Source organism: Nocardia nepalensis, assembly GCF_048910785.1.
Classification (GTDB): Bacteria; Actinomycetota; Actinomycetes; order Mycobacteriales; family Mycobacteriaceae; genus Nocardia; species Nocardia nepalensis.
The window spans coordinates 366698-385060 of sequence record NZ_JBKBET010000003.1 but is presented as its reverse complement, the minus strand read 5'-3'; the positions used below and the strand labels follow the sequence as shown (position 1 = coordinate 385060).

Genomic DNA, 18363 nt, shown 5'->3' with positions numbered 1-18363 from the left:
GCGGCCGCTAAGACTCGCTCCCGAGGGTCGAGTCGGCAGGAAATCAATCGTTGCTCGACTGCTGATACACGGGTGGAGCATGCGCCGTCGGGTCATGCGGTGACCGACTTGTCAGGGGTCTGGACCATACTGCGTATGTGTATTCGGGCATCGGTGACCGCGACGGTCGCAATCACGAAGGCGTAGCCGACGAGCGGCAGGCCGAGGTGAATGCGGTGCCCACGCCCGGTGAGCCGACCGCATTCGTCGATGCCAGGGCGTTGATCGGCTGCCGGCACCGATTGCATTTGAACGCGACCCATCCCGAGTTGCTGACCGGGGTGACCGAGGATGCCGGGGTGCGTCAGCGTCGGGAGGCCGCGACCGCACACCGCACCCGGGTGCGCGAGGCGCTGATCGCCGCGGATCCGGACAACTGGGTGGTGATCGATCCGGCGCTGCGCGCGGGCGAGCGGGCCGCGGCCACGATGCGCGCGTGTGCCGAAGGCGCACAACACATCTGGGGCGGACTGCTGCCGCAGGAAGGCGATACCGGGCGACGCGGCGGCTCGGAGATCTTGCTGCGCGATCTCGATCGCGGCGGCTATATCCCGGTGATCGTGGTCAACCACAAGGTGACCGATCCGCGCCAGCCCGAACCGGCCGACTTCCATCCGACCACCTCGGACCTGTATCACTGGGATCCACAACCGGATCCGCATCGCAAACTGCGCCAGCAGCCCCGCGACCAGCAGCGGCTCGCGCATCTGTACCGCATGCTGCAGCGGCACGGCCTGGCCAGCCCGGCGCTGGTCGGCGGCGTGATCGGCTACCACTTCGACCGCATCCTGGTGCACGATCTCGGCCCGCTGCTCGACGATTACGACCGCCGCTACGCCGATCGAATCGCGGTGGTGCGCGGGGAATTGCCGACCGTTCCGTCGAAGGTGCCCGAATGCCGCCAGTGCCCGTGGTGGACGCGTCGGGCGCCCGACGATGAGGCGCAGGTCGCGGGACAGAGCTGCGAGGGCTGGCTGGCCGAACATCGGGACGTGAGCCTGGTCGCGCCCGGCTCGCGCGCGGAGGTGCTGCGCGGACACGGGGTGGAGACCATCGACGATCTGGCCGCCTGGGTCGGCGACGATCCGGAGGATTGGCAGCACGGCCCGTTCGACGAGGCGGTCGTCACGGCGCGGGCCTGGTTGGCGGGTGCGCCGCTGGTCCGCCGGGTCGAGCGGGTCTGGGTGCGCCGCGCCGATGTCGAGGTGGATGTCGACCTGGAGAGCTTCCAGGAATACGGCGCGTATCTGTGGGGCACGCTGCTCGACGGCGTGTACCGCCCGTTCGTCACCTGGGATCCGCTGCCCACCGACGACGAGGGCCGCTCCTTCGGCGAATTCTGGACCTGGTTGATGACGGTGCGTGCCGAGGCCGTCGCGGCCGGGAAAACCTTTGCCGCCTACTGCTATTCGCGCACCGCCGAGGATAAGTGGCTCTACGAATCGGCGCGCCGGTTCGCGGGTCGGCCGGGGGTGCCGACGGTCGATCAGGTGCGCGCGTTCGTCGACGGACCGCAGTGGGTCGATATGTTCCAGGCCGTCTCCGACCAGTTCATCTGCCCGAATGGCAAGGGGCTCAAGAAGATCGCGCCGGTGGCCGGATTCTCCTGGCGCGATCCCGAGGCCGGCGGCGAGGCGTCGATGAGCTGGTATCGGCTGGCCGTCGGTTACGACGGTGAACCCGATCCGAGCCAGCGCACCCGGCTGCTCGAGTACAACGAGGACGATGTGCGCGCCACCATGGTGCTGCGCGAGTGGATGAAGCCGCGCGAGCCGGCATCGCCACGCCGCGCCGATCTCGAGGTTCCTGGCCTGGCCGATTTCAAGAGTCGTAGTATCGCGACGTGACAGAGCACGTCGAACAACTCGAGTTCCAGGCAGAAACCCATCAGCTGCTCGAGCTGATGATCCACTCGGTCTACTCCAATAAGGACACGTTCCTGCGGGAGCTGATCTCGAACGCTTCCGACGCGCTGGACAAGCTGCGGCTGGAGTCCTTCCGCGATAAGGATCTGCACGTCGACACCTCCGATCTGCATATCGAGCTGGAGGTCGACAAGGACAACCGGATCCTGACGATCCGGGATAACGGCATCGGCATGTCCCGCGCCGAGGTGGTCGATCTGATCGGCACACTCGCCAAATCCGGCACCGCGGAGCTGCGCAAGAAGTTGAACGAGGCCAAGTCCGAGGCGGCCGCCGAGGAACTGATCGGCCAGTTCGGTATCGGCTTCTACTCGACCTTCATGGTCGCCGACAAGGTCACGCTGACCACCCGCAAGGCGGGCGAGACCGAGGGCACCCGCTGGGAGTCCGAGGGCCAGTCGACCTACACCATCGAAACCCTCGACGACGCCCCGCAGGGCACCGCGGTGTCGCTGCACCTCAAGCCCGCCGACGAGGACGATCACCTCTTCGATTACACGCTGGAGTGGAAGCTCCGCGAGATCGTGAAGAAGTACTCGGACTTCATCGCGTGGCCGATCCGCATGCAGGTCGAGCGGACCGTCACCGAGGGGGAGGGCGAGGAGAAGACCGAGAAGACGATCCTCGAGGAGCAGACCCTCAACTCCATGAAGGCGCTGTGGACCCGCCCCAAGAGCGAGGTCAGCGATGAGGAGTACAAGGAGTTCTACAAGCACGTCAGCCACGGCTGGGACGATCCGCTGGAGATCATCCCGATGAAGGCCGAGGGCACCTTCGAATATCAAGCGCTGCTGTTCATTCCGTCGCACGCGCCGTTCGATCTGTTCACCCGCGAGCACAAGCGCGGTGTGCAGCTCTACGTCAAGCGGGTGTTCATCATGGACAACTGCGAGGAGCTGATGCCGGAGTACCTGCGCTTCGTCAAGGGTGTGGTGGACGCGCAGGACCTCTCGCTCAATGTCTCTCGGGAAATCCTGCAGCAGGACCGACAGATCCAGATGATCCGCAAGCGCCTGGTGAAGAAGGTGCTGTCCACGGTCAAGGATCTGCAGGGTGCCCAGGATCAGGAGAAGTACCAGACGTTCTGGAAGGAGTTCGGCCGCGTCCTCAAGGAGGGACTGCTCTCGGACTTCGACAATCGCGAGACGCTGCTGCAGGTTTCGTCGTTCGCCTCCACCAACTCCGAAGAGGAGTCGACGACGCTCGCGCAGTACGTCGAGCGCATGCAGGACGGCCAGGACGCCATCTACTACATGACCGGCGAGACCCGTCAGCAGATCGAAAGCTCCCCGCATATGGAGGCCTTCAAGGCCAAGGGCCGCGAGGTGCTGATCCTGACCGATCCGGTCGATGAAATGTGGGTCGGCTCGGTCACCGAATTCGACGGTAAGCCGTTCCAGTCCATCGCCAAGGGCGAGGTCGACCTGGAGACCGAGGAGGAGAAGAAGGCCACCGAGTCGCTGCGCGAACAGCAGGACAAGGATTTCGCCGAACTGCTCAGCTGGCTCGGCAAGACCCTGGACAACGTCAAGGAGGTGCGCCTGACCAACCGGCTCACCACCTCGCCCGCCTGCCTCGTCGGTGACGTCTTCGACTTCACCCCGATGCTGGAGCGCATGTACCGCGCCTCCGGTCAGCTGGTGCCCGAGACCAAGCGGATCCTCGAGCTCAACCCGACCCATCCGCTGGTCACCGGCCTGCGCGACGCGTACGACACCCGCAAGGACGACGCCGACAGCGGCAAGGTGCCCGAACTCACCGAAACCGCCGAATTGCTGTACGGCACGGCGGTTCTCGCCGAGGGCGGGGAACTGAAGGATCCGGCGCGGTTCGCCCAGATCCTCACCGAGCGGCTCACCCGCACGCTCTGACGAGTTTCATCGCTGTACATCGAATGGCCGCCGCACACCCTGTGTGCGGCGGCCATTTGGTATGTGAAAGCAGGCCGACGTGATTGCCAAGGGCTAGCTCACATTCGGATCAGCCCTTCCTGCCGGACCAATAAGGGCACCCGAAACTCGACCGTGGGATCGCCAAACTTATTGTGCGCATTGCGATTTCGATAACATCGGTTTGGCGTGGGCCGGGCTGCGCGGGTACAGTCGGTGGTAGCGAAGGGGAGTAGCCCGCAATCGCGCTGTCGACATACTGGTCCGCCGCCTCACGAGGGCGCGGATCCGGCCGCGTGAACCGGTGTGGATCCGGTGGGCGAGACCTTCGGCCGAGACAACCATTTCGTTGTCGGCCGGAGGCGTACCCGATCTCCCGGCCGACAGGCCGGAGACCCGGGAGTGCACACCACATGATCACCACGATCCTGCTGAGCGTCGGAATCGTCTTTCTCGCCGAGCTGGGCGATAAGTCCCAGCTCATGGCGTTGACGTTCGCGCTGCGCTACCGCTGGTGGGTGGTGCTCGGCGGCATTGCGTCCGCGACCGCGGCGGTACACCTGATCTCGGTCGGCGTCGGCTATTTCCTCGGCGCCGCGCTGCCGACCCGGGCCATCGCACTGGTCGCCGCTGTCACCTTCCTGGTCGTGGGCCTGTGGTCCTTGCGCGAGCATTTCGGCAGCGATGACGCGCAGGACGCGGAGCCGAAGCCGCCGCGCGCGAATACCGCGCCGTACTTCGTGGTGCTCTCCGCCTTCCTGCTCGCCGAACTCGGCGACCGGACCATGTTCGCCACCGCCGCCCTGGCCACCGACAACAGCTGGGTCGACGTGTGGATCGGCTCCACCATCGGCATGGTCGCCGCGGACGCCCTCGCCATCGCCGTCGGCATCCTGGTCGGCAAACATCTTCCGGAACATGTCATCGGCATCGGCTCCGGCCTGCTGTTCCTCTACTTCGGCACCGCGAGCCTGTTCGCCGCCGCCATCCCCGGCCTCGGCCTGCTCACCGGCGGCGCCGTGGCCCTGCTCGCCCCGGCCGCCGCGGGCATTGCCCTGCTGATTCGAGCACGGCTCGCGCGCCGCGATGCGGAACTCGTCCCGGACCAGCCGGCAGCCGAGCCCGCCGAAGAGATGCGCTGACCGGTCGTCACCCGCATTCCGCCGCCGGCCATCGACGCAGCTCCACCACTAGCCGTCGACTCGAACGCGGTCGGCCGCTGTCCGGCAGTCTGCTGACTCATCGATACGCTGCGCGCACTCGCCTGAGACATGCACGTCGGATCGCGCTTCCAGTGACCAGCGGATACGCAGGGCGCCCACAAGTTTCAGGCGCGCACTCCGGACTGCCGCAACATCGCCTCGCCATATAGATCACCACTGCGGCGCAAAAGATCCAGCAGCGGTTCCCGCAGGGCCCGCACGCCGGCCAGGTCGTCGACGGCGATGCGTGCGGTGACCATCGCGCTGACGCCGGCGGCCAGGGTCTGGCAGGCGAAGCGCTGCTGGTCGGTGCGGGCGTCGAGGACCTCGGCCATCATCGCGACGAAGGATTCCTGCAGTTGGGTGCGCCGGGCGATCGCCTTCGAGCCCACCGCGTAGACCTCGACGAGATAGAGCCGGGCGTAGGCGGGTTCGGCGATCAGCCCGTCGAAGTAGGCCTCGAGAATCCGGCCCAGACGATCGGGATCGGCCGGGTCGGCGACATTCCCCGCATCGGATTCCGGTCCGCCGATGGCATCCGCGATATTGGCGATCAGCAGCTCGACAGCCCGCTCATAGGCGGCCTCGAAACAGTCCTCCTTGGAACGGAACTGCTCGTAGAAGGTCTCCCGCGACACCCCGGCCCGCTTCAGGATGGCCGCCACGGAGGTTCCGACATAACCGTTCTCGACCATGGCCTCGGCCATCGCACTCATGATCCGCTCGCGCTGCGAGGCGATCACCTCCTCCCTCGGCAGGCCGTGTCTGCCCCGGGGGAGTTGGCGGGCGCTGCTGGCGGAATCGGTCATACGGTGGCTCCGATAGTCGGTCGTGCGGTCCGGCTGCGACTACGCCGGTCGCTCCATTTTGCTGGGTCGGGCCGGTTGGTCGGTGGTGAAGGGCGCCTCCTCGGTGCGCGCGATCTCCAATGCCCGCGCCACCCCGCGGCGCAGTGCGATATCGATCACGCGCTGCGCGATCGGCCGGAAGGGCAGCGCCACCGCCACCCACCACGGCGAAACGACCTGACGTTTGCGCCGCGCGATGGCGCGCTCGACCGCATCGATCGCCGGACCGAGCGGTGCGACCCCCGACACCGTCGACCGGCCCAGGATGGCCCGCGCGGCGGCGGTGCCGAAACCGCGCGAGGTCATATCGGTATCGAGTTCGGCGAAGTACGCGACCCCGACCCTGGCGCCGGTATGCCTGACCTCGTGACGCAACGTATTGCCGAGCGCCTCCACCCCGGCCTTCGATGCGCTGTACGCCCCGACCAGCGGCAGATTCACCGCGGCCGCCAGTGACGAGACGACCAGCGCATACCCGTTCGGATGGCAGATGTGCGGTCCCGCGGCGCGCAGCGTGTAGTAGACGCCGAGCACATTGACCGCAAGCGTCTGCTCCATGACCGCCGGATCCCCGCCGAGCAGCGCCAATTGCTTCGCGACGCCGGCATTGGCCACCACCACATCGAGTCCGCCGAGCTCACTGACCAGCGTGTTCACCACCCGCTCCACCTGCAGGTGATCGGCGACATCGCAATAGCGCCATGGCGCGTCCCCGCATTCGCGCGCCACCTCCGCGAGCAGATCCGCCTCCAGCCCGAGCAGCGCGACCTTCGCCCCTTTCGCGTGCAGCTGCCGCGCCAATGCGGCGCCGATGCCTCGGGCCGCGCCGGTGACGAGGATCCGGCGCCCGTCCACGGACGCGGCGGAAAACAGGTTCATACCAGCGACGATACCAGCGGTGAACACATATGTTCGCAAATAAGTTTCCCGCTATCGGGAAGTGCGGCGCGCGGCCGGTCCCGGATGTCAGGGAGCCGTGATGGGGCTCTCACATAGGACCCGTTAGGGTGCAATTGACGAAGGGCCAACTGGCTGTCACGAACGAGAGGACCATCGTGGAGATTTCGGGTTCCGCCGCCATCATCACCGGAGGCGCATCCGGCCTCGGCGCCGCCACTGCCAAGCGTTTCGCCGATCTGGGCGCAACCGTCTTCGGACTCGACGTACCCCAATCCATCGAGCGCGCCGGGGATAACGTGCCCGACGGCGTCACCCTGATCCCCGCCGACGTCACCAGCAACGACGAGGTTTCCGCCGCGATCGCGAAGGTCGTCGAATCCGGTGTGCCGCTGCGCATCGTGGTGAACTGCGCCGGTGTCGGCTGGGCCGGCCGCATCCTGTCCAAGAACGGCCCGCACGATCTGGAGCTGTTCCGCACCGTCATCACCGTCAACCTGCTCGGCACCTTCAACGTCATGCGCCTGGCCGCCGACGCGATCGCCAAGACCGACACCGTCGATGAGTACGGCCAGCGCGGCGTCATCATCAACACCGCATCGGTCGCCGCGTTCGAGGGCCAGATCGGCCAGATCGCGTACTCGGCCTCCAAGGGCGGCGTGCACGGTATGACCGTCCCGGCCGCGCGCGACCTGGCGCAGTTCGGCATTCGCGTGAACACCATCGCCCCCGGCATCATCGACACCCCGATGCTCGCCGGTGTCACCGACGAGTACCGCAAGGGCCTCGAGGCCGGTGTGCCCTTCCCGTCCCGCCTCGGCCGCCCCGACGAGTACGCGCAGCTGTCGCAGTACATCGTCGAGCACGACTACCTGAACGGCGAGACCATCCGCATGGACGGCGCCCTGCGCATGGCCCCGCGCTAAGAGCCTGCGCCGCAAGGCGACCGCGCCCCGTCATCCGCTGGATGGCGGGGCGTTTGTCATGACTGGGTGAGCACCAGATCCAGCAGGCCGGGAAAGCGCGCATCCAGCTCGGCGCGGCGCAGCGTCAGGTAGTACTTGCGCCCGTCCTTGCGCTGGTGCAGGACGCCGCTCTCGCGTAGCGCCCGCCAATGGTGCGTCATGCTCGATTTGGGGATATCCGGCAGGATCTCGCCGCAGAATCGCTCCTCGCCGGAGGCCAGCGCCTGCGCGATCGCCAATCGCACCGGATGCCCGAGCGCGGCCAGCACATCGACGAGCTCGATGTCGGCGGCGGCGGGATGGTGCAGGGCGGCCACCTGCTCACTGTACGCGGATTTCGGACTAATCGACTCGGGTGGGTTGATCTCGCTCCTCTGATCATACGAAGATCTCGTACATTCAAAGTACGAAATTCCCGTACTATCGTACAAACGATGAGGAGTCATGGGCACCAACACGATTGACCGGCTTTCCGATGCGGAACTCGCCAGCTCACTGGACGGTGATTTCACCAGTCGCCATGCCGAGGTCAACGGAATCCGCCTGCACTACGTCAGCGGCGGCAGCGGTGCGCCCCTGCTGCTGCTCGGCGGCTGGCCGCAGACCTGGTGGGAGTGGCACAAGGTGTTGCCCGCACTGGCGCGGCGCTATCGGGTGATCGCCGTCGACATTCGCGGCATGGGCGGATCGGACAAGCCCGCCGACGGATACGACAAGAAGACCATGGCCGGTGATATCCGCGCCCTCGTGGAACATCTCGATCTGGGCCCGGTCCATATTGCCGGGCACGATATCGGCGCCATGGTCGCCTACGCCTACGCGGTCAACCATCCCGAGGCGACCGCCTCGATCGCATTGCTCGATGTGCCGCACCCCAATTCGGGCTGGGCCGACTTCGGTCTGCTGCCCGCACCCGACCAGCACGTCGACACCGTCATCGAGGCCGGCGACCGTTCTTATCTGTGGTGGTTCGCCTTCAACCAGGTCCGTGAGCTACCGGAACTGCTGCTGGACGGACGGATTCGGCTGCTCATCGATTGGCTGTTCCAGCGCCAGGCCGTGGATCCGGCCGATATCGATGAGCATTCGCGTCAGGTCTACGCCCGGGCCTACGGCACCGCCGACGCGATCCGCGCGGGCAACGCCTGGTATCAGGCGTTCACCCGCGATATCGCCGATGAACAGACCTATGCTCCGGTTGCCGTGCCGATGCTGGCCCTCGGCGGCAGCGCGAGCAACTACGGCTATCTGCGAGATCTCCTGCCCGCCAAGGGGACCGACGTACGGGTGCGCGAGATCGCGAACTGCGGCCACTACCTGCCCGAAGAGCAGCCGCAGGCCGTCGTCGACGCGCTCACCGAATTCCTCGGCTGAGCTCAGGGAGCCGGTTTGTGGCCGATGCCGAGGAAGGCCGTCGTGGACAGTGGCTTGTTCGGACGGTAGTTCGCGGCGAGGTACGCGCGCATCAACGCGACCCGCTCGGCCCACACCTGCTCGCCGACGGTGCGCCGCATCAGCAGCAGCGGGGCGCTGCTGCGCGCCATGGTCTCCCACAGCTCGTCGGAGCTGGCGAAAGTGAGTGTGCTGGTGTGGCGTTGGATGCTGACCCCCGCGAAGCCCGCCTCGCGCATCTCGGTCGCGAAGACATCGGGGTTCTCCAGGTTGAGGAAGTTGGGTTGGGGTTCCTGAATGGTCGGGTCGGCGGCGGCGAACGCCCCGAACATCGTTCGCATGAGCGACGACTCGGCCACCGGGGCCCAACTCGACACCACGGCGGTCGCGCCGGGGCGCAGCACCCGGAACAACTCGGCGAAACCCTTGGCCCGATCCGGGAAGAACATCAGCCCGAACATCGAGAAGCCCGCGTCGAATCGATCGTCGTCGAAGGGCAGCGCCTGCCCGTCCCCAACGCTCGCCTGGATATTGGTCAGCCCCGCCGTCCGCGCGTCATCGGAGAGTCGCTCGATCATCGGCTCCGAGAAGTCGATGGCGTATACCTGCGCCACCCGTTCGGCGGCGGGCAGGCTCAGCGTCCCCGGCCCCGCCGCGACATCCACCACCTGCGAGTCCGCCGAAAGTCCAGCGAGTTCGAGTGCGTGATCGGAGAAGGGCGCCATGATCGCGGGGCCCGAATTCGGCATACCCGTCGGCGACGAGATCCCACGGTTCGGCGACGGCAAGCGGGTTTCCAGTCATCTTCTGACGATCCTTTCGACCGTCCAAGGCTAACCGCGCCGCACCCCGCGGACCTACAAACTCCGGCCGATTTCGCTGTGCCCGAAGTGGATCAGATCTTGCGTTCGAAGGTGATCATGTGATGGCCCGGCCCGTTGTAGTCGCGCACCGTCCCGGAGACCGTGAAGCCCAGGTGCCGGTGGAAGCCGATCGACGCGTCATTCCCCGGCGAGGTTATGGCCTTGACGATGTGCCGATCGTTCGCCCGGGCGATCGCGAAGAACCGCTCGTACAACTCGCGCGCCAGGCCGCCCTTGCGTGACTGCGGGTCCACCCCGACGAAATGTATGTAGGCCTCGTCGGATTCGGACGGTGACAGGAAGCCGATCAGGAATCCGGCCAGCCCGTCGGCCGGTTCCCGCGGCCGGGTGACCGGAACCTCGGCGACCAGGCTGGTTCGATGGAAATGATCGAGATACAACCTCGGCAGGTGCGATAACACCGAGCGCCCCCACCAGTCATCGATAACGGTGGCGATGGCGTCGTAGTCATCGGCACGCGCGGCCCGGATCACCGGTCCGTTCACATTCGACACATCATTCATTGTCCTCACTGCATCGCGTTGCGCGGTGTTGGCCTGATCACGCCCGACCCCGCGAATCCAGCCATCCCCGACGCGCTTTCGCCGCCGCTTACGCGGCGAGCAGCATGGCCAGGACCGCGGTGTCGGGATCGCTGATCGGGTCCAGTCCGACCCGGCTGACCAAAGACGTGACGGTGCCGTCGGATTCGGCCTCGGCCCACGCCGCGCGATGCTCCAGCCCGAGGTGCGGGACGCCGGGCAGCAGTACGCAGCCCGACGCCGCGCCCGCGCATTCCGGCAGCGACGGCCGGGTCTCCGAGGGCGGATGCAGCATCAGCAGGGCCGCTGGCACATGGTCGGCGAAACTGCCGGGTGCGAGTGCCTGCTCACCGAGTACCGGTCCCTCGGCGAGCACCAGGCCGACGGTGCCCGGCGCCGGATCATCGGGTAGCTCCTCGCGCACGCCGAAGACGGTCGAGGTGGTCAGCAATCCGGGAAACGACGCCACCCGCACGGCGAGCACCAGCACCTGCGCCCATTCCTTGGTGGTATCGGGCCAGCGACCGGAGATGACGAACCCCCGCAGTGATCCGCGGGCATGGAACGGCGTGATGCCGATGGGGCCATTCGTATGCATGGATGCCTCCCGTCATGGAACCGGGGGCGGCTTTGCCCGTCCTCGAACTGTGGATTCGGAGAGAATGCGCCAATACTCACCTGGCACACAAGTACCAAAGAGTGCTAAACGGACAGCCCAACGCAACGGGCCCGCGAACCGTCGCCGCATCTCGCGGCAGGTTCGCGGGCCCGAAGGCGGGAATTACTCAGCCGAAAATGAGGCCCTTGGCCTGGCCGACGGCGCGGGCGAAGCGCTCCTGCACGTCTTCCCAGTTGACAACGTTCCAGAAGGCGGTGACGTAGTCCGCCTTGACGTTCTTGTACTGCAGGTAGAAGGCGTGCTCCCACATGTCGACCTGCAGCAGCGGGATGATGCCCAGCGGCACGTTGGCCTGCTGGTCGTAGAGCTGGAAGGTGAGCAGCTTCTGGCCGAGGGTGTCGTAGCCGAGCACCGCCCAGCCCGAGCCCTGCAGGCCGTTGGCCGCGGCGGTGAACTGCGCGCGGAACTTGTCGAACGAACCGAACTGGTCGTCGATCGCGGCGGCCAGCTCGCCGACCGGCTTGTCGCCACCGTTGGGGGAGAGGTTCTTCCACCAGATCGAGTGGTTGACGTGGCCGCCCAGGTGGAACGCCAGGTTCTTCTCGTTCAGGAAGATGGCGCCGTGGTCGCCCGCCTCGCGCGCGGCCTCGAGCTTCTCCAGTGCCGTGTTGACGCCCGCGACGTAGGCAGCGTGGTGCTTGGAATGATGAATCTCGTTGATCTGCCCGGAGATATGGGGCTCCAGGGCGCTGTAGTCGTAATCCAGATCTGGCAACGTGTACTCAGCCACGATGTCCCTTCCTAGTGTCGGGCTGGGTGCGCCCTCCGTCTCGGGCACACACAACCATCATTCGTACACCCGCTCGTTTGCAACCGCGCCCCGTGCCCCCACATTCCGTCCGCAACATTCCACCATAGGGGTGCGTGCAATGGGTGCATGACGGTATTTACTGATTTCGTGAGTACATGGGTAACTCACCGGGTACGCCCAAAAGCCAACCGAACACTGAACGCAGGACCTGAGACCAGGCTATGCGACTGCGGAACTCGTATGGCCCGAATACGCGGAGAGGCGGATCAGCACCATGTCGTGGTACGACGAACTAGTCGGACGGGTCCGTCTTCCCGAGCCGGTGCCGGTGACACGCGAACAAGCGCTGCCCGGTCGTCCCGACCCCATACCGGTCCCGAACACCCATTATCTGAACGGTCACCCGATCCGTCCGCCGTTTCCGGAAGGACTGCAGGTCGCGGTGGTGGCGATGGGCTGTTTCTGGGGTGCGGAGAAGGAATTCTGGCAACTCGACGGCGTGTACACGACCGCGGTCGGCTATGTCGGCGGGTACACGCCGAACCCCACCTACGAAGAGGTGTGCAGCGGGCGCACCGGCCATACCGAATCGGTGCTGATCGTCTTCGATCCGGCCGTCATCGACTATGCCGCCGTGCTGCGGCATTTCTGGGAGAACCACGATCCGACCCAGGGCATGCGGCAGGGCAACGACCGCGGCACCCAGTACCGCTCCGCGATCTTCACCGTCGATCCGGCGCAGGCGCGGCTCGCGCATACCACCGCGCAGACATACGGTGCGCGGCTGGCGGCGGCGGGCTACGGCGAAATCACCACGGAGATCACCGATCTGGCGGGGCAGGGCGCGACGGATCCGCTGCATGCGCTGCCCGGGTTCTACTACGCCGAGAGCTACCACCAGCAGTACCTCGCCAAGAATCCCGGCGGCTATTGCCCGGTGCATGCCACCGGAGTCAGCTGCCCGGTCGATTCCGGCACCTGATACACGACCGCACACCCGGTGATCGGGTGTGCGGTAGGCGATTTCGGAGATGCTTACAGCGGCGGCATGATTCCGGGGCGCATGGCCCGCGGATCGCCCGCGTCATGCGCCTTCCACCAGCGCACCCCGCCCTCGATGAATTGCGCTATCGGGATCTCGGCGCCGTCCGGGCCGTGAATCGTCATGCCGTCGAACCACACCCGCACGTCGAGTTCGCGCGGATCGATGCCCTCTTCCTGGGAGAATTCCAGCACATGCGCGGAGACGTGCGGGTCGATCTGAGTGTCGAAGCTGAGCAGTTCACTCCAGTGCACCCAGCCGCTCTCGTCCACATCGATGAATTCCCAGCCGTGCAGGCGTCCGCCGCCGAAGCTGCGGATGGCCTGGTCCAGCCCGTCCAGTTGTAGCGGCAGCACTTTCGGCGCCACATCGTCCCACTGCTGCAGACGCAGCGAGGCCGCGACCCGGCTGACACCGGTGAACCTCAGCGTCACGCGGTAGTCCTGGGGTGCGGGTCCTTCGACCGGTAGCGTCAAAACCTCCAGATTCAGACTCAGCTCTGCGTTCGCGGCATCGACCTCCAGGCCAAGGCATATGGCCTCGGAGAGCGCGGTGTTGAGTGCGGCCGTGTCGATTCCGTCGAGTAACCCCCTGCTCACGTTCATGCACCCAGGCTACCGACAGCACCTGCGGGAACCCGGTATTTCAGTTTTTCGCTGAGTGTTCTCGTTTTTTATGGAACCGATCGGTGATCGGCGGCGTCCAATAGATATCGGAACCTGCACAGCCTCAGGTCCCGAAGCCGCGGCGAATGACCGCTCCGGGATGGCAAGGAGGGGAGTCCCGGATCGGTCGTTCGTACCGCCAACGGGCCGCCTCCAGGGCGCTCGGGGTGGCGACTGTTGCCAGCAACCGGCGCGGATGGCGCCATCGATCCGAGATCTATCGCATCAGCCGCTGTCTCGAATTCCCCAAGCATTTGCTTGATAGCCGAATCCTGTGAGTCATGTGCTGTTCGATAGCTGAGCCCTGTGGATCAAGTTGTGGAATATGTGGATAACTTTTGACCGAGATATGCACAAGCGGCCCGGGAGCAGGCATCGGTCATGATCCGGAAGCACAGAACATACCCGAGGTAACGTGCGGATGTCGAGGCCGTGAAGTGCCGGAGACCATAGCGACTGCTTGCAGGTTGCTCGCCAGGATCAGCCCTCGCGACGGGCCCGGAACTCCCCCGCAGTGCGCCACCCATGGCAGGATCGAAGCGTGACGAGCCCCGAAGTGTCGTCGGTGCCGGTGGAAGCCGTCCCGGCCGAATTCGATGAGACCGAGCGTGTCGCCGCGGACGCGCCGCAGGCGATCCTGCTCGATGTGCGCGAGGACGACGAATGGGATCTCGGGCACGCGCCGGGGGCGATCCATATCCCGATGGTCGACGTGCCCGCGCGCGTGGACGAGCTGGATTACGACGCGCAGCTGTATGTGGTCTGCCGACAAGGCGGGCGGTCCGTCGAGGTGGTCAAGTACTTGACATATATCGGATACGAGGCGGTCAACGTCAGCGGTGGCATGGTGGCCTGGCAGCGGGCGGGTCGTCCGCTGGTCGCCGACGGCGATCACCAGGCGAAGATTTACTGAGGCAAGAGAGAGGGGCGCCGTGAGTACGGTGGTACAACCTTGTGCGCGCTGCGGCGCGCGCTGGGCCGTGCAGACGACCCCGATGCACTGGTGCCCGCGCTGCCGTGGCGTGCTGTTGTCACCGGCGCCCATCGATGCCCCCGCCGAGCGGCGCAATTACCGGTGGGTGGCGCGCCGTCCCGATCAGCGCACCCGCAGGCCGGTCGCGAGCAGGCCGCGGCCGCCGCTGGAAACGCCGCGCTATCAGCAGATTCCGCGCTGGGGTCTACTGGATCCGCCGGTCGCGCCCGCCGCCGAAGTCCGGCGGCCGTTGGATCGGCTGACGAACCGGGCCGGTGCGCTACTCAGCGCGACCGCGGGAGTATTCGCGGTCGCCGCCTGCGCCGAACTCGGGCGCTATCTGATTCTGCTGCGTAACCGCACCCGGTTGATCCCGTCGCTGCTGCTGCACTTCTCCGATGTCATGGTGTGGCTTTCCGCGTTGGTCGGCCTGGTAATCGGGTTGGTCTGCGCCCTCGCGATGCTCGGCTGGTTGATCGAGACGCGTCGCACCGCCTTCGCCGCGGCCGGACGGCGTGATCCGCGATCGGTCCGGATGCTGGCGCTCGGTTGTCTGATTCCGGTGGTGAATCTGTTGTGGCCCGGCGTCTTTCTCACCGAACTGGTCGCCTTGCGCGCCGATCCGCGGGCGCTGCGGGCCGTGCGCATCTGGTGGCTGGGCTGGGTGCTCGGGGCGGTGTGTACCGTGGCGGCGCTGCTGTGGCATACCGCGGATTCCTTGCAGGCCAAGGCGGATGGTGTGCTGTTCACCGCATTCACCGATCTGGTCGCCGCCGGGGTCGCGGTGCTGACTCTCTGGGTGCAGCGCTCGATCACCGGTCGTGATCTGTTCGGCCGCGCCAGGATCGCGCGCCGGTGGGTGATCGCGGTCGATCCGGCGGCGCCGGTCATCGAACCGGTGCAGCCGCGCGGCGCCGCGAAGCAGCCGGCCGCCGAGCGGGTGGACGCGTCCGAGACAACTACACACCACCGTGAGCACGAGGAGGTTTTGGCCAAGTGAGCCAGGGCAGTCGCGCACCGTTTGTCGTCGCGCACCGGGGAGCCTCGGCGGCGCGCCCGGAACACACGCTCGCCGCTTACGAGTTGGCGCTACAGGAGGGCGCCGATGGCGTGGAGTGTGATGTCCGGTTGACCAGGGATGGGCACCTGGTCTGTGTGCACGACCGCACCGTCGACCGGACCTCATCGGGCACCGGACTGGTCAGCGAGCTGACCCTGGACGAACTCAAGGACCTCGACTTCGGCGCCGACGGCGCACCGGCTTCGGTGCTGACCCTCAGCGAGTTGATCGAGCTGGTCCTCGACTGGCGCAGCAGGCCGACCAAGCTGTTCATCGAGACCAAACATCCGGTGCGCTACGGCGCGCTGGTGGAGAACAAGCTGCTCGCCGAACTCCAGCGCTTCGGCATCGCCACCCCCGCCTCCGCCGACCACTCCCGCGCGGTGGTCATGTCCTTCGCGGCGACCGCGGTCTGGCGGATCCGCCGTTCCGCGCCGCTGCTGCCGACGGTGCTGCTCGGCGAATCCTCGCGCTACCTGGGCGGCGGCGCCGCGACCACGGTCGGCGCCACCGCGGTGGGCCCCTCGGTGAAAACCCTGCGCGAGCACCCGGACCTCGTCGACAAGGCCGCCGCCGCCGGTCGCGCCACCTACTGCTGGACGGTCGACGACCCCGACGACGTGCGCCTGTGCGCCGACCTCGGCGTCAGCTGGGTCGCCACCAACCACCCGGCCCGCACCAAGGCGCTGCTGGCCGCCGCCTGAATCTTCTCGGGCGCATAGCGTTCCATCACCTGAGCTGCGCAGCACTGCCGTGGCGCGCGGCACATTCCGAACTCCACCCTGTAGTTTGACCTGCCGTGGGTAAAAGCAAGCGCAATAGTCCGAAGCCCGGAGGGAACCGGGCCCAGCGTCTCGCCGAGCGGCGGGCGGCTCTGGAATCGCAGGCGGCGCAGTCCGTGACGCGCCCGTTCCAGGGGTTGGCCGCGGAATGCGATCTCGTGGCGCTGCGCGAGTTCGTGCCGTCGGCCACCGCGACGCTGACGCTGTCGCCCGATATCGCGGCACAGCGTTCCGTCGTAATGGCCACGGTGCTGCCGGGCGCGGTCGCCGCCTTGGTGCGGGCGGGCGAGCCGCCGACCGGGTACGTCGCCACGCAGGTGCAGTTCCAGGGCCCGGATCCGGCCGCCGATATCGCCGCGGCCATCCTGTGGACACAGTCCGCCGAACCCGGCGAATCGCTGACCGCGGCCGAAAGTGTCGCGGGCGGACCGCGATTGGCCGATGTGATCGACGCGGGCGCGGCACTGGAGCTGACCGTGCACCAGGACTTCGACTGGTGGGTACCCGAGGGCGTGCAGCCCGATCCGCAGGTCGCCGCGACCATCGAACAGGCCAAGCAGGCGATCATGCCCTCGGCGCGCCTGGATCTCGGCCCCGATTCGATCGGTGCCCCCTGGTGGGTCGACGCGGGTGACAAGGCGCATGTGCGCTGGGTTCGTCCGGAGGACGAGGACGATCTGATGCTGGCGCTGGCCCGGCTGCATGCCGCGGGCGGGCTGCATCTCGGCGAGGGGTCGCGTTTCGCTGGCTCGTTCCGCACGCACGGCCTGCTGGTGCCGGTCTTCGACCTGGACCCGGAGTCGCATGCCAGCGAATGGACCAAACCGGCCATCGAGTTCGGTGAGCGACTTGCGGCGGCGCTGGCCGACGACGCGCCGCTCTCGGCGGAGCAGCGTCGTTCCCGCGACGGACTGCGGTCTCGTCAGGTCACTCTGCGGTGATTCAAAAAAAATCACAGAGAATTTTGTGAAACACCCTCCTTTCTAATCATTGCTCGGTTAGGTTCACTGCATCACCGAAGCCTGGTGGTGGTGAGGGACATCTCACCGATAGATGAGGAAAGTAGGGAACATCATGGACGCCATTCTGACGCTGCTCAAGTCGCTGCTCAGCACCATGAGTGCCAAGTAAGCCGTTTTGCCGATAGCGGGGTTGCGGCCCCGACTCGAATAACAGCGACAGGGTCGGCTCGTCGCGACGAGCCGACCCTGATTTAGCTGTCGGAAATCCCGGACTAGATACTGCCGCCGGCGGCGGACGGAGCACCGGAAGTATCGCTCGGAGCACTCATTTCCCGGGCGATGAATTCCTCCAGGTCGAACAGGTTCGACCCGGCGCGATCTGCGATGGTGAGCAGGGTCGTCATATTGGCGACCTCCTCCACCTGCTCCTTCAGGAACCATTGCATGAACTGTTCACCGAGGTAATCGCCCTCTTCGCGGGCCGTGCTCGCCAATTGGATGATCTGGTCGGTGACGTTCTTTTCCTGTGCGAGGGCGAGTGCGATCGGTTCGCGTGCATTCTCGAAATGTGATTTCGCGGCGTCGATACCGGAAAGTTCGACGCTGATATCCCGATCGAGGAAGTACCGCACGATCATCATTGCGTGATTGCGCTCTTCGACCGCCTGTGCGTAGAAACGTTTGGCCAGCTGCGGCAGGTCCGCATTGTCGAACCACACCGCGATCGCGATGTATTGATGCTCGGCATTGAATTCATGCCGGATCTGATCGTGGAGCAGGCCGTGGAATTTGCTGCGTGGGGACTCCGGATGGCTGGACATAAGTGCGAGATTAGCGCTGGTCAGGTCCCGTGTCATCCAAGTGCAACCTTATTGAGGCTAGTATTG

The 18363-nt window shown here is 66.2% G+C and carries 19 protein-coding genes; 10 read left to right on the top strand and 9 right to left on the bottom strand.

Annotated elements, in window-relative coordinates; genetic code table 11:
• Nucleotides 1-206 precede the first annotated feature (206 nt).
• From ACHQ4I_RS02315 to ACHQ4I_RS02305, 3 genes are all read left to right on the top strand, one after another.
• The gene (locus ACHQ4I_RS02315; protein ID WP_420770172.1) at nucleotides 207-1886 is read left to right on the top strand and encodes a TM0106 family RecB-like putative nuclease; all 1680 of its coding nucleotides are present in this window, start codon (nucleotides 207-209) and stop codon (nucleotides 1884-1886) included.
• Entirely contained in the window at nucleotides 1883-3835 is a 1953-nt protein-coding gene (htpG, locus tag ACHQ4I_RS02310) for a molecular chaperone HtpG (RefSeq protein WP_420769960.1), read from the top strand. Before ACHQ4I_RS02315 ends, htpG begins: the two co-directional genes overlap by 4 nt.
• 431 nt (nucleotides 3836-4266) lie before the next feature.
• A complete protein-coding gene (locus tag ACHQ4I_RS02305; protein WP_420769959.1) occupies nucleotides 4267-4995 on the top strand; it encodes a TMEM165/GDT1 family protein in 729 nt (242 codons plus the stop codon).
• 185 nt (nucleotides 4996-5180) lie between these two features.
• On the opposite strand, the gene ACHQ4I_RS02300 is transcribed toward ACHQ4I_RS02305, so the two are convergent.
• Both ACHQ4I_RS02300 and ACHQ4I_RS02295 read right to left on the bottom strand, forming a co-directional pair.
• Nucleotides 5181-5864, bottom strand: coding sequence for a TetR/AcrR family transcriptional regulator (locus tag ACHQ4I_RS02300; RefSeq protein WP_420769958.1), 684 nt, complete (start codon nucleotides 5862-5864; stop codon nucleotides 5181-5183).
• 39 nt (nucleotides 5865-5903) lie between these two features.
• Entirely contained in the window at nucleotides 5904-6782 is an 879-nt protein-coding gene (locus ACHQ4I_RS02295) for an SDR family NAD(P)-dependent oxidoreductase (RefSeq protein ID WP_420769957.1), read from the bottom strand.
• A 176-nt stretch (nucleotides 6783-6958) separates the two neighbouring features.
• On the opposite strand from ACHQ4I_RS02295, the gene ACHQ4I_RS02290 reads away from it, so the two are divergent.
• On the top strand, nucleotides 6959-7726 hold the full coding sequence (locus ACHQ4I_RS02290) for an SDR family NAD(P)-dependent oxidoreductase (RefSeq protein WP_420770171.1): 768 nt from the start codon (nucleotides 6959-6961) through the stop codon (nucleotides 7724-7726).
• Between the two features lie 56 nt (nucleotides 7727-7782).
• On the opposite strand, the gene ACHQ4I_RS02285 is transcribed toward ACHQ4I_RS02290, so the two are convergent.
• Entirely contained in the window at nucleotides 7783-8082 is a 300-nt protein-coding gene (locus ACHQ4I_RS02285) for an ArsR/SmtB family transcription factor (RefSeq protein WP_420769956.1), read from the bottom strand.
• A gap of 127 nt (nucleotides 8083-8209) precedes the next feature.
• Between ACHQ4I_RS02285 and ACHQ4I_RS02280 the strand changes: the two genes are divergently transcribed.
• Nucleotides 8210-9139 carry an alpha/beta fold hydrolase gene (locus ACHQ4I_RS02280; protein WP_420769955.1) on the top strand — a complete coding sequence of 310 codons (930 nt, stop codon included), beginning with the start codon at nucleotides 8210-8212 and terminating at the stop codon, nucleotides 9137-9139.
• 2 nt (nucleotides 9140-9141) lie between these two features.
• On the opposite strand, the gene ACHQ4I_RS02275 is transcribed toward ACHQ4I_RS02280, so the two are convergent.
• The 4 genes from ACHQ4I_RS02275 to ACHQ4I_RS02260 form a co-directional block, all read right to left on the bottom strand.
• Nucleotides 9142-9906, bottom strand: a complete 765-nt coding sequence (locus ACHQ4I_RS02275; RefSeq protein WP_420769954.1) for a class I SAM-dependent methyltransferase — start codon at nucleotides 9904-9906, stop codon at nucleotides 9142-9144.
• 146 nt (nucleotides 9907-10052) lie between these two features.
• Nucleotides 10053-10544 (bottom strand): GNAT family N-acetyltransferase, encoded by a 492-nt coding sequence (locus ACHQ4I_RS02270; protein WP_420769953.1) that lies wholly within the window; start codon nucleotides 10542-10544, stop codon nucleotides 10053-10055.
• 88 nt (nucleotides 10545-10632) lie between these two features.
• Nucleotides 10633-11160, bottom strand: coding sequence for a peptidase (locus ACHQ4I_RS02265; protein ID WP_420769952.1), 528 nt, complete (start codon nucleotides 11158-11160; stop codon nucleotides 10633-10635).
• A gap of 187 nt (nucleotides 11161-11347) precedes the next feature.
• A complete protein-coding gene (locus ACHQ4I_RS02260) occupies nucleotides 11348-11971 on the bottom strand; it encodes a superoxide dismutase (protein WP_040685719.1) in 624 nt (207 codons plus the stop codon).
• Between the two features lie 295 nt (nucleotides 11972-12266).
• On the opposite strand from ACHQ4I_RS02260, the gene msrA reads away from it, so the two are divergent.
• Nucleotides 12267-12974, top strand: a complete 708-nt coding sequence (gene msrA / locus ACHQ4I_RS02255; RefSeq protein ID WP_420769951.1) for a peptide-methionine (S)-S-oxide reductase MsrA — start codon at nucleotides 12267-12269, stop codon at nucleotides 12972-12974.
• Between the two features lie 53 nt (nucleotides 12975-13027).
• On the opposite strand, the gene ACHQ4I_RS02250 is transcribed toward msrA, so the two are convergent.
• Nucleotides 13028-13639 (bottom strand): hypothetical protein, encoded by a 612-nt coding sequence (locus ACHQ4I_RS02250; protein WP_420769950.1) that lies wholly within the window; start codon nucleotides 13637-13639, stop codon nucleotides 13028-13030.
• Between the two features lie 601 nt (nucleotides 13640-14240).
• Here ACHQ4I_RS02250 and ACHQ4I_RS02245 point away from each other — a divergent pair.
• From ACHQ4I_RS02245 to ACHQ4I_RS02230, 4 genes are all read left to right on the top strand, one after another.
• Nucleotides 14241-14612: a rhodanese-like domain-containing protein gene (locus tag ACHQ4I_RS02245; protein WP_420769949.1), complete on the top strand. Its 372-nt coding sequence runs from the start codon at nucleotides 14241-14243 to the stop codon at nucleotides 14610-14612.
• A 19-nt stretch (nucleotides 14613-14631) separates the two neighbouring features.
• Nucleotides 14632-15672, top strand: coding sequence for a DUF4328 domain-containing protein (locus tag ACHQ4I_RS02240; RefSeq protein ID WP_420769948.1), 1041 nt, complete (start codon nucleotides 14632-14634; stop codon nucleotides 15670-15672).
• Nucleotides 15669-16436: a glycerophosphodiester phosphodiesterase gene (locus ACHQ4I_RS02235; RefSeq protein ID WP_420769947.1), complete on the top strand. Its 768-nt coding sequence runs from the start codon at nucleotides 15669-15671 to the stop codon at nucleotides 16434-16436. Before ACHQ4I_RS02240 ends, ACHQ4I_RS02235 begins: the two co-directional genes overlap by 4 nt.
• Before the next feature lie 95 nt (nucleotides 16437-16531).
• Complete coding sequence (locus ACHQ4I_RS02230) at nucleotides 16532-17455, top strand: DUF5926 family protein (protein ID WP_420769946.1); 924 nt, start codon at nucleotides 16532-16534, stop codon at nucleotides 17453-17455.
• Between the two features lie 293 nt (nucleotides 17456-17748).
• Here the strand turns inward: ACHQ4I_RS02230 and ACHQ4I_RS02225 are convergent, their stop codons facing one another.
• A complete protein-coding gene (locus ACHQ4I_RS02225; protein ID WP_420770170.1) occupies nucleotides 17749-18297 on the bottom strand; it encodes a ferritin in 549 nt (182 codons plus the stop codon).
• Between the last annotated feature and the right edge of the window lie 66 nt (nucleotides 18298-18363).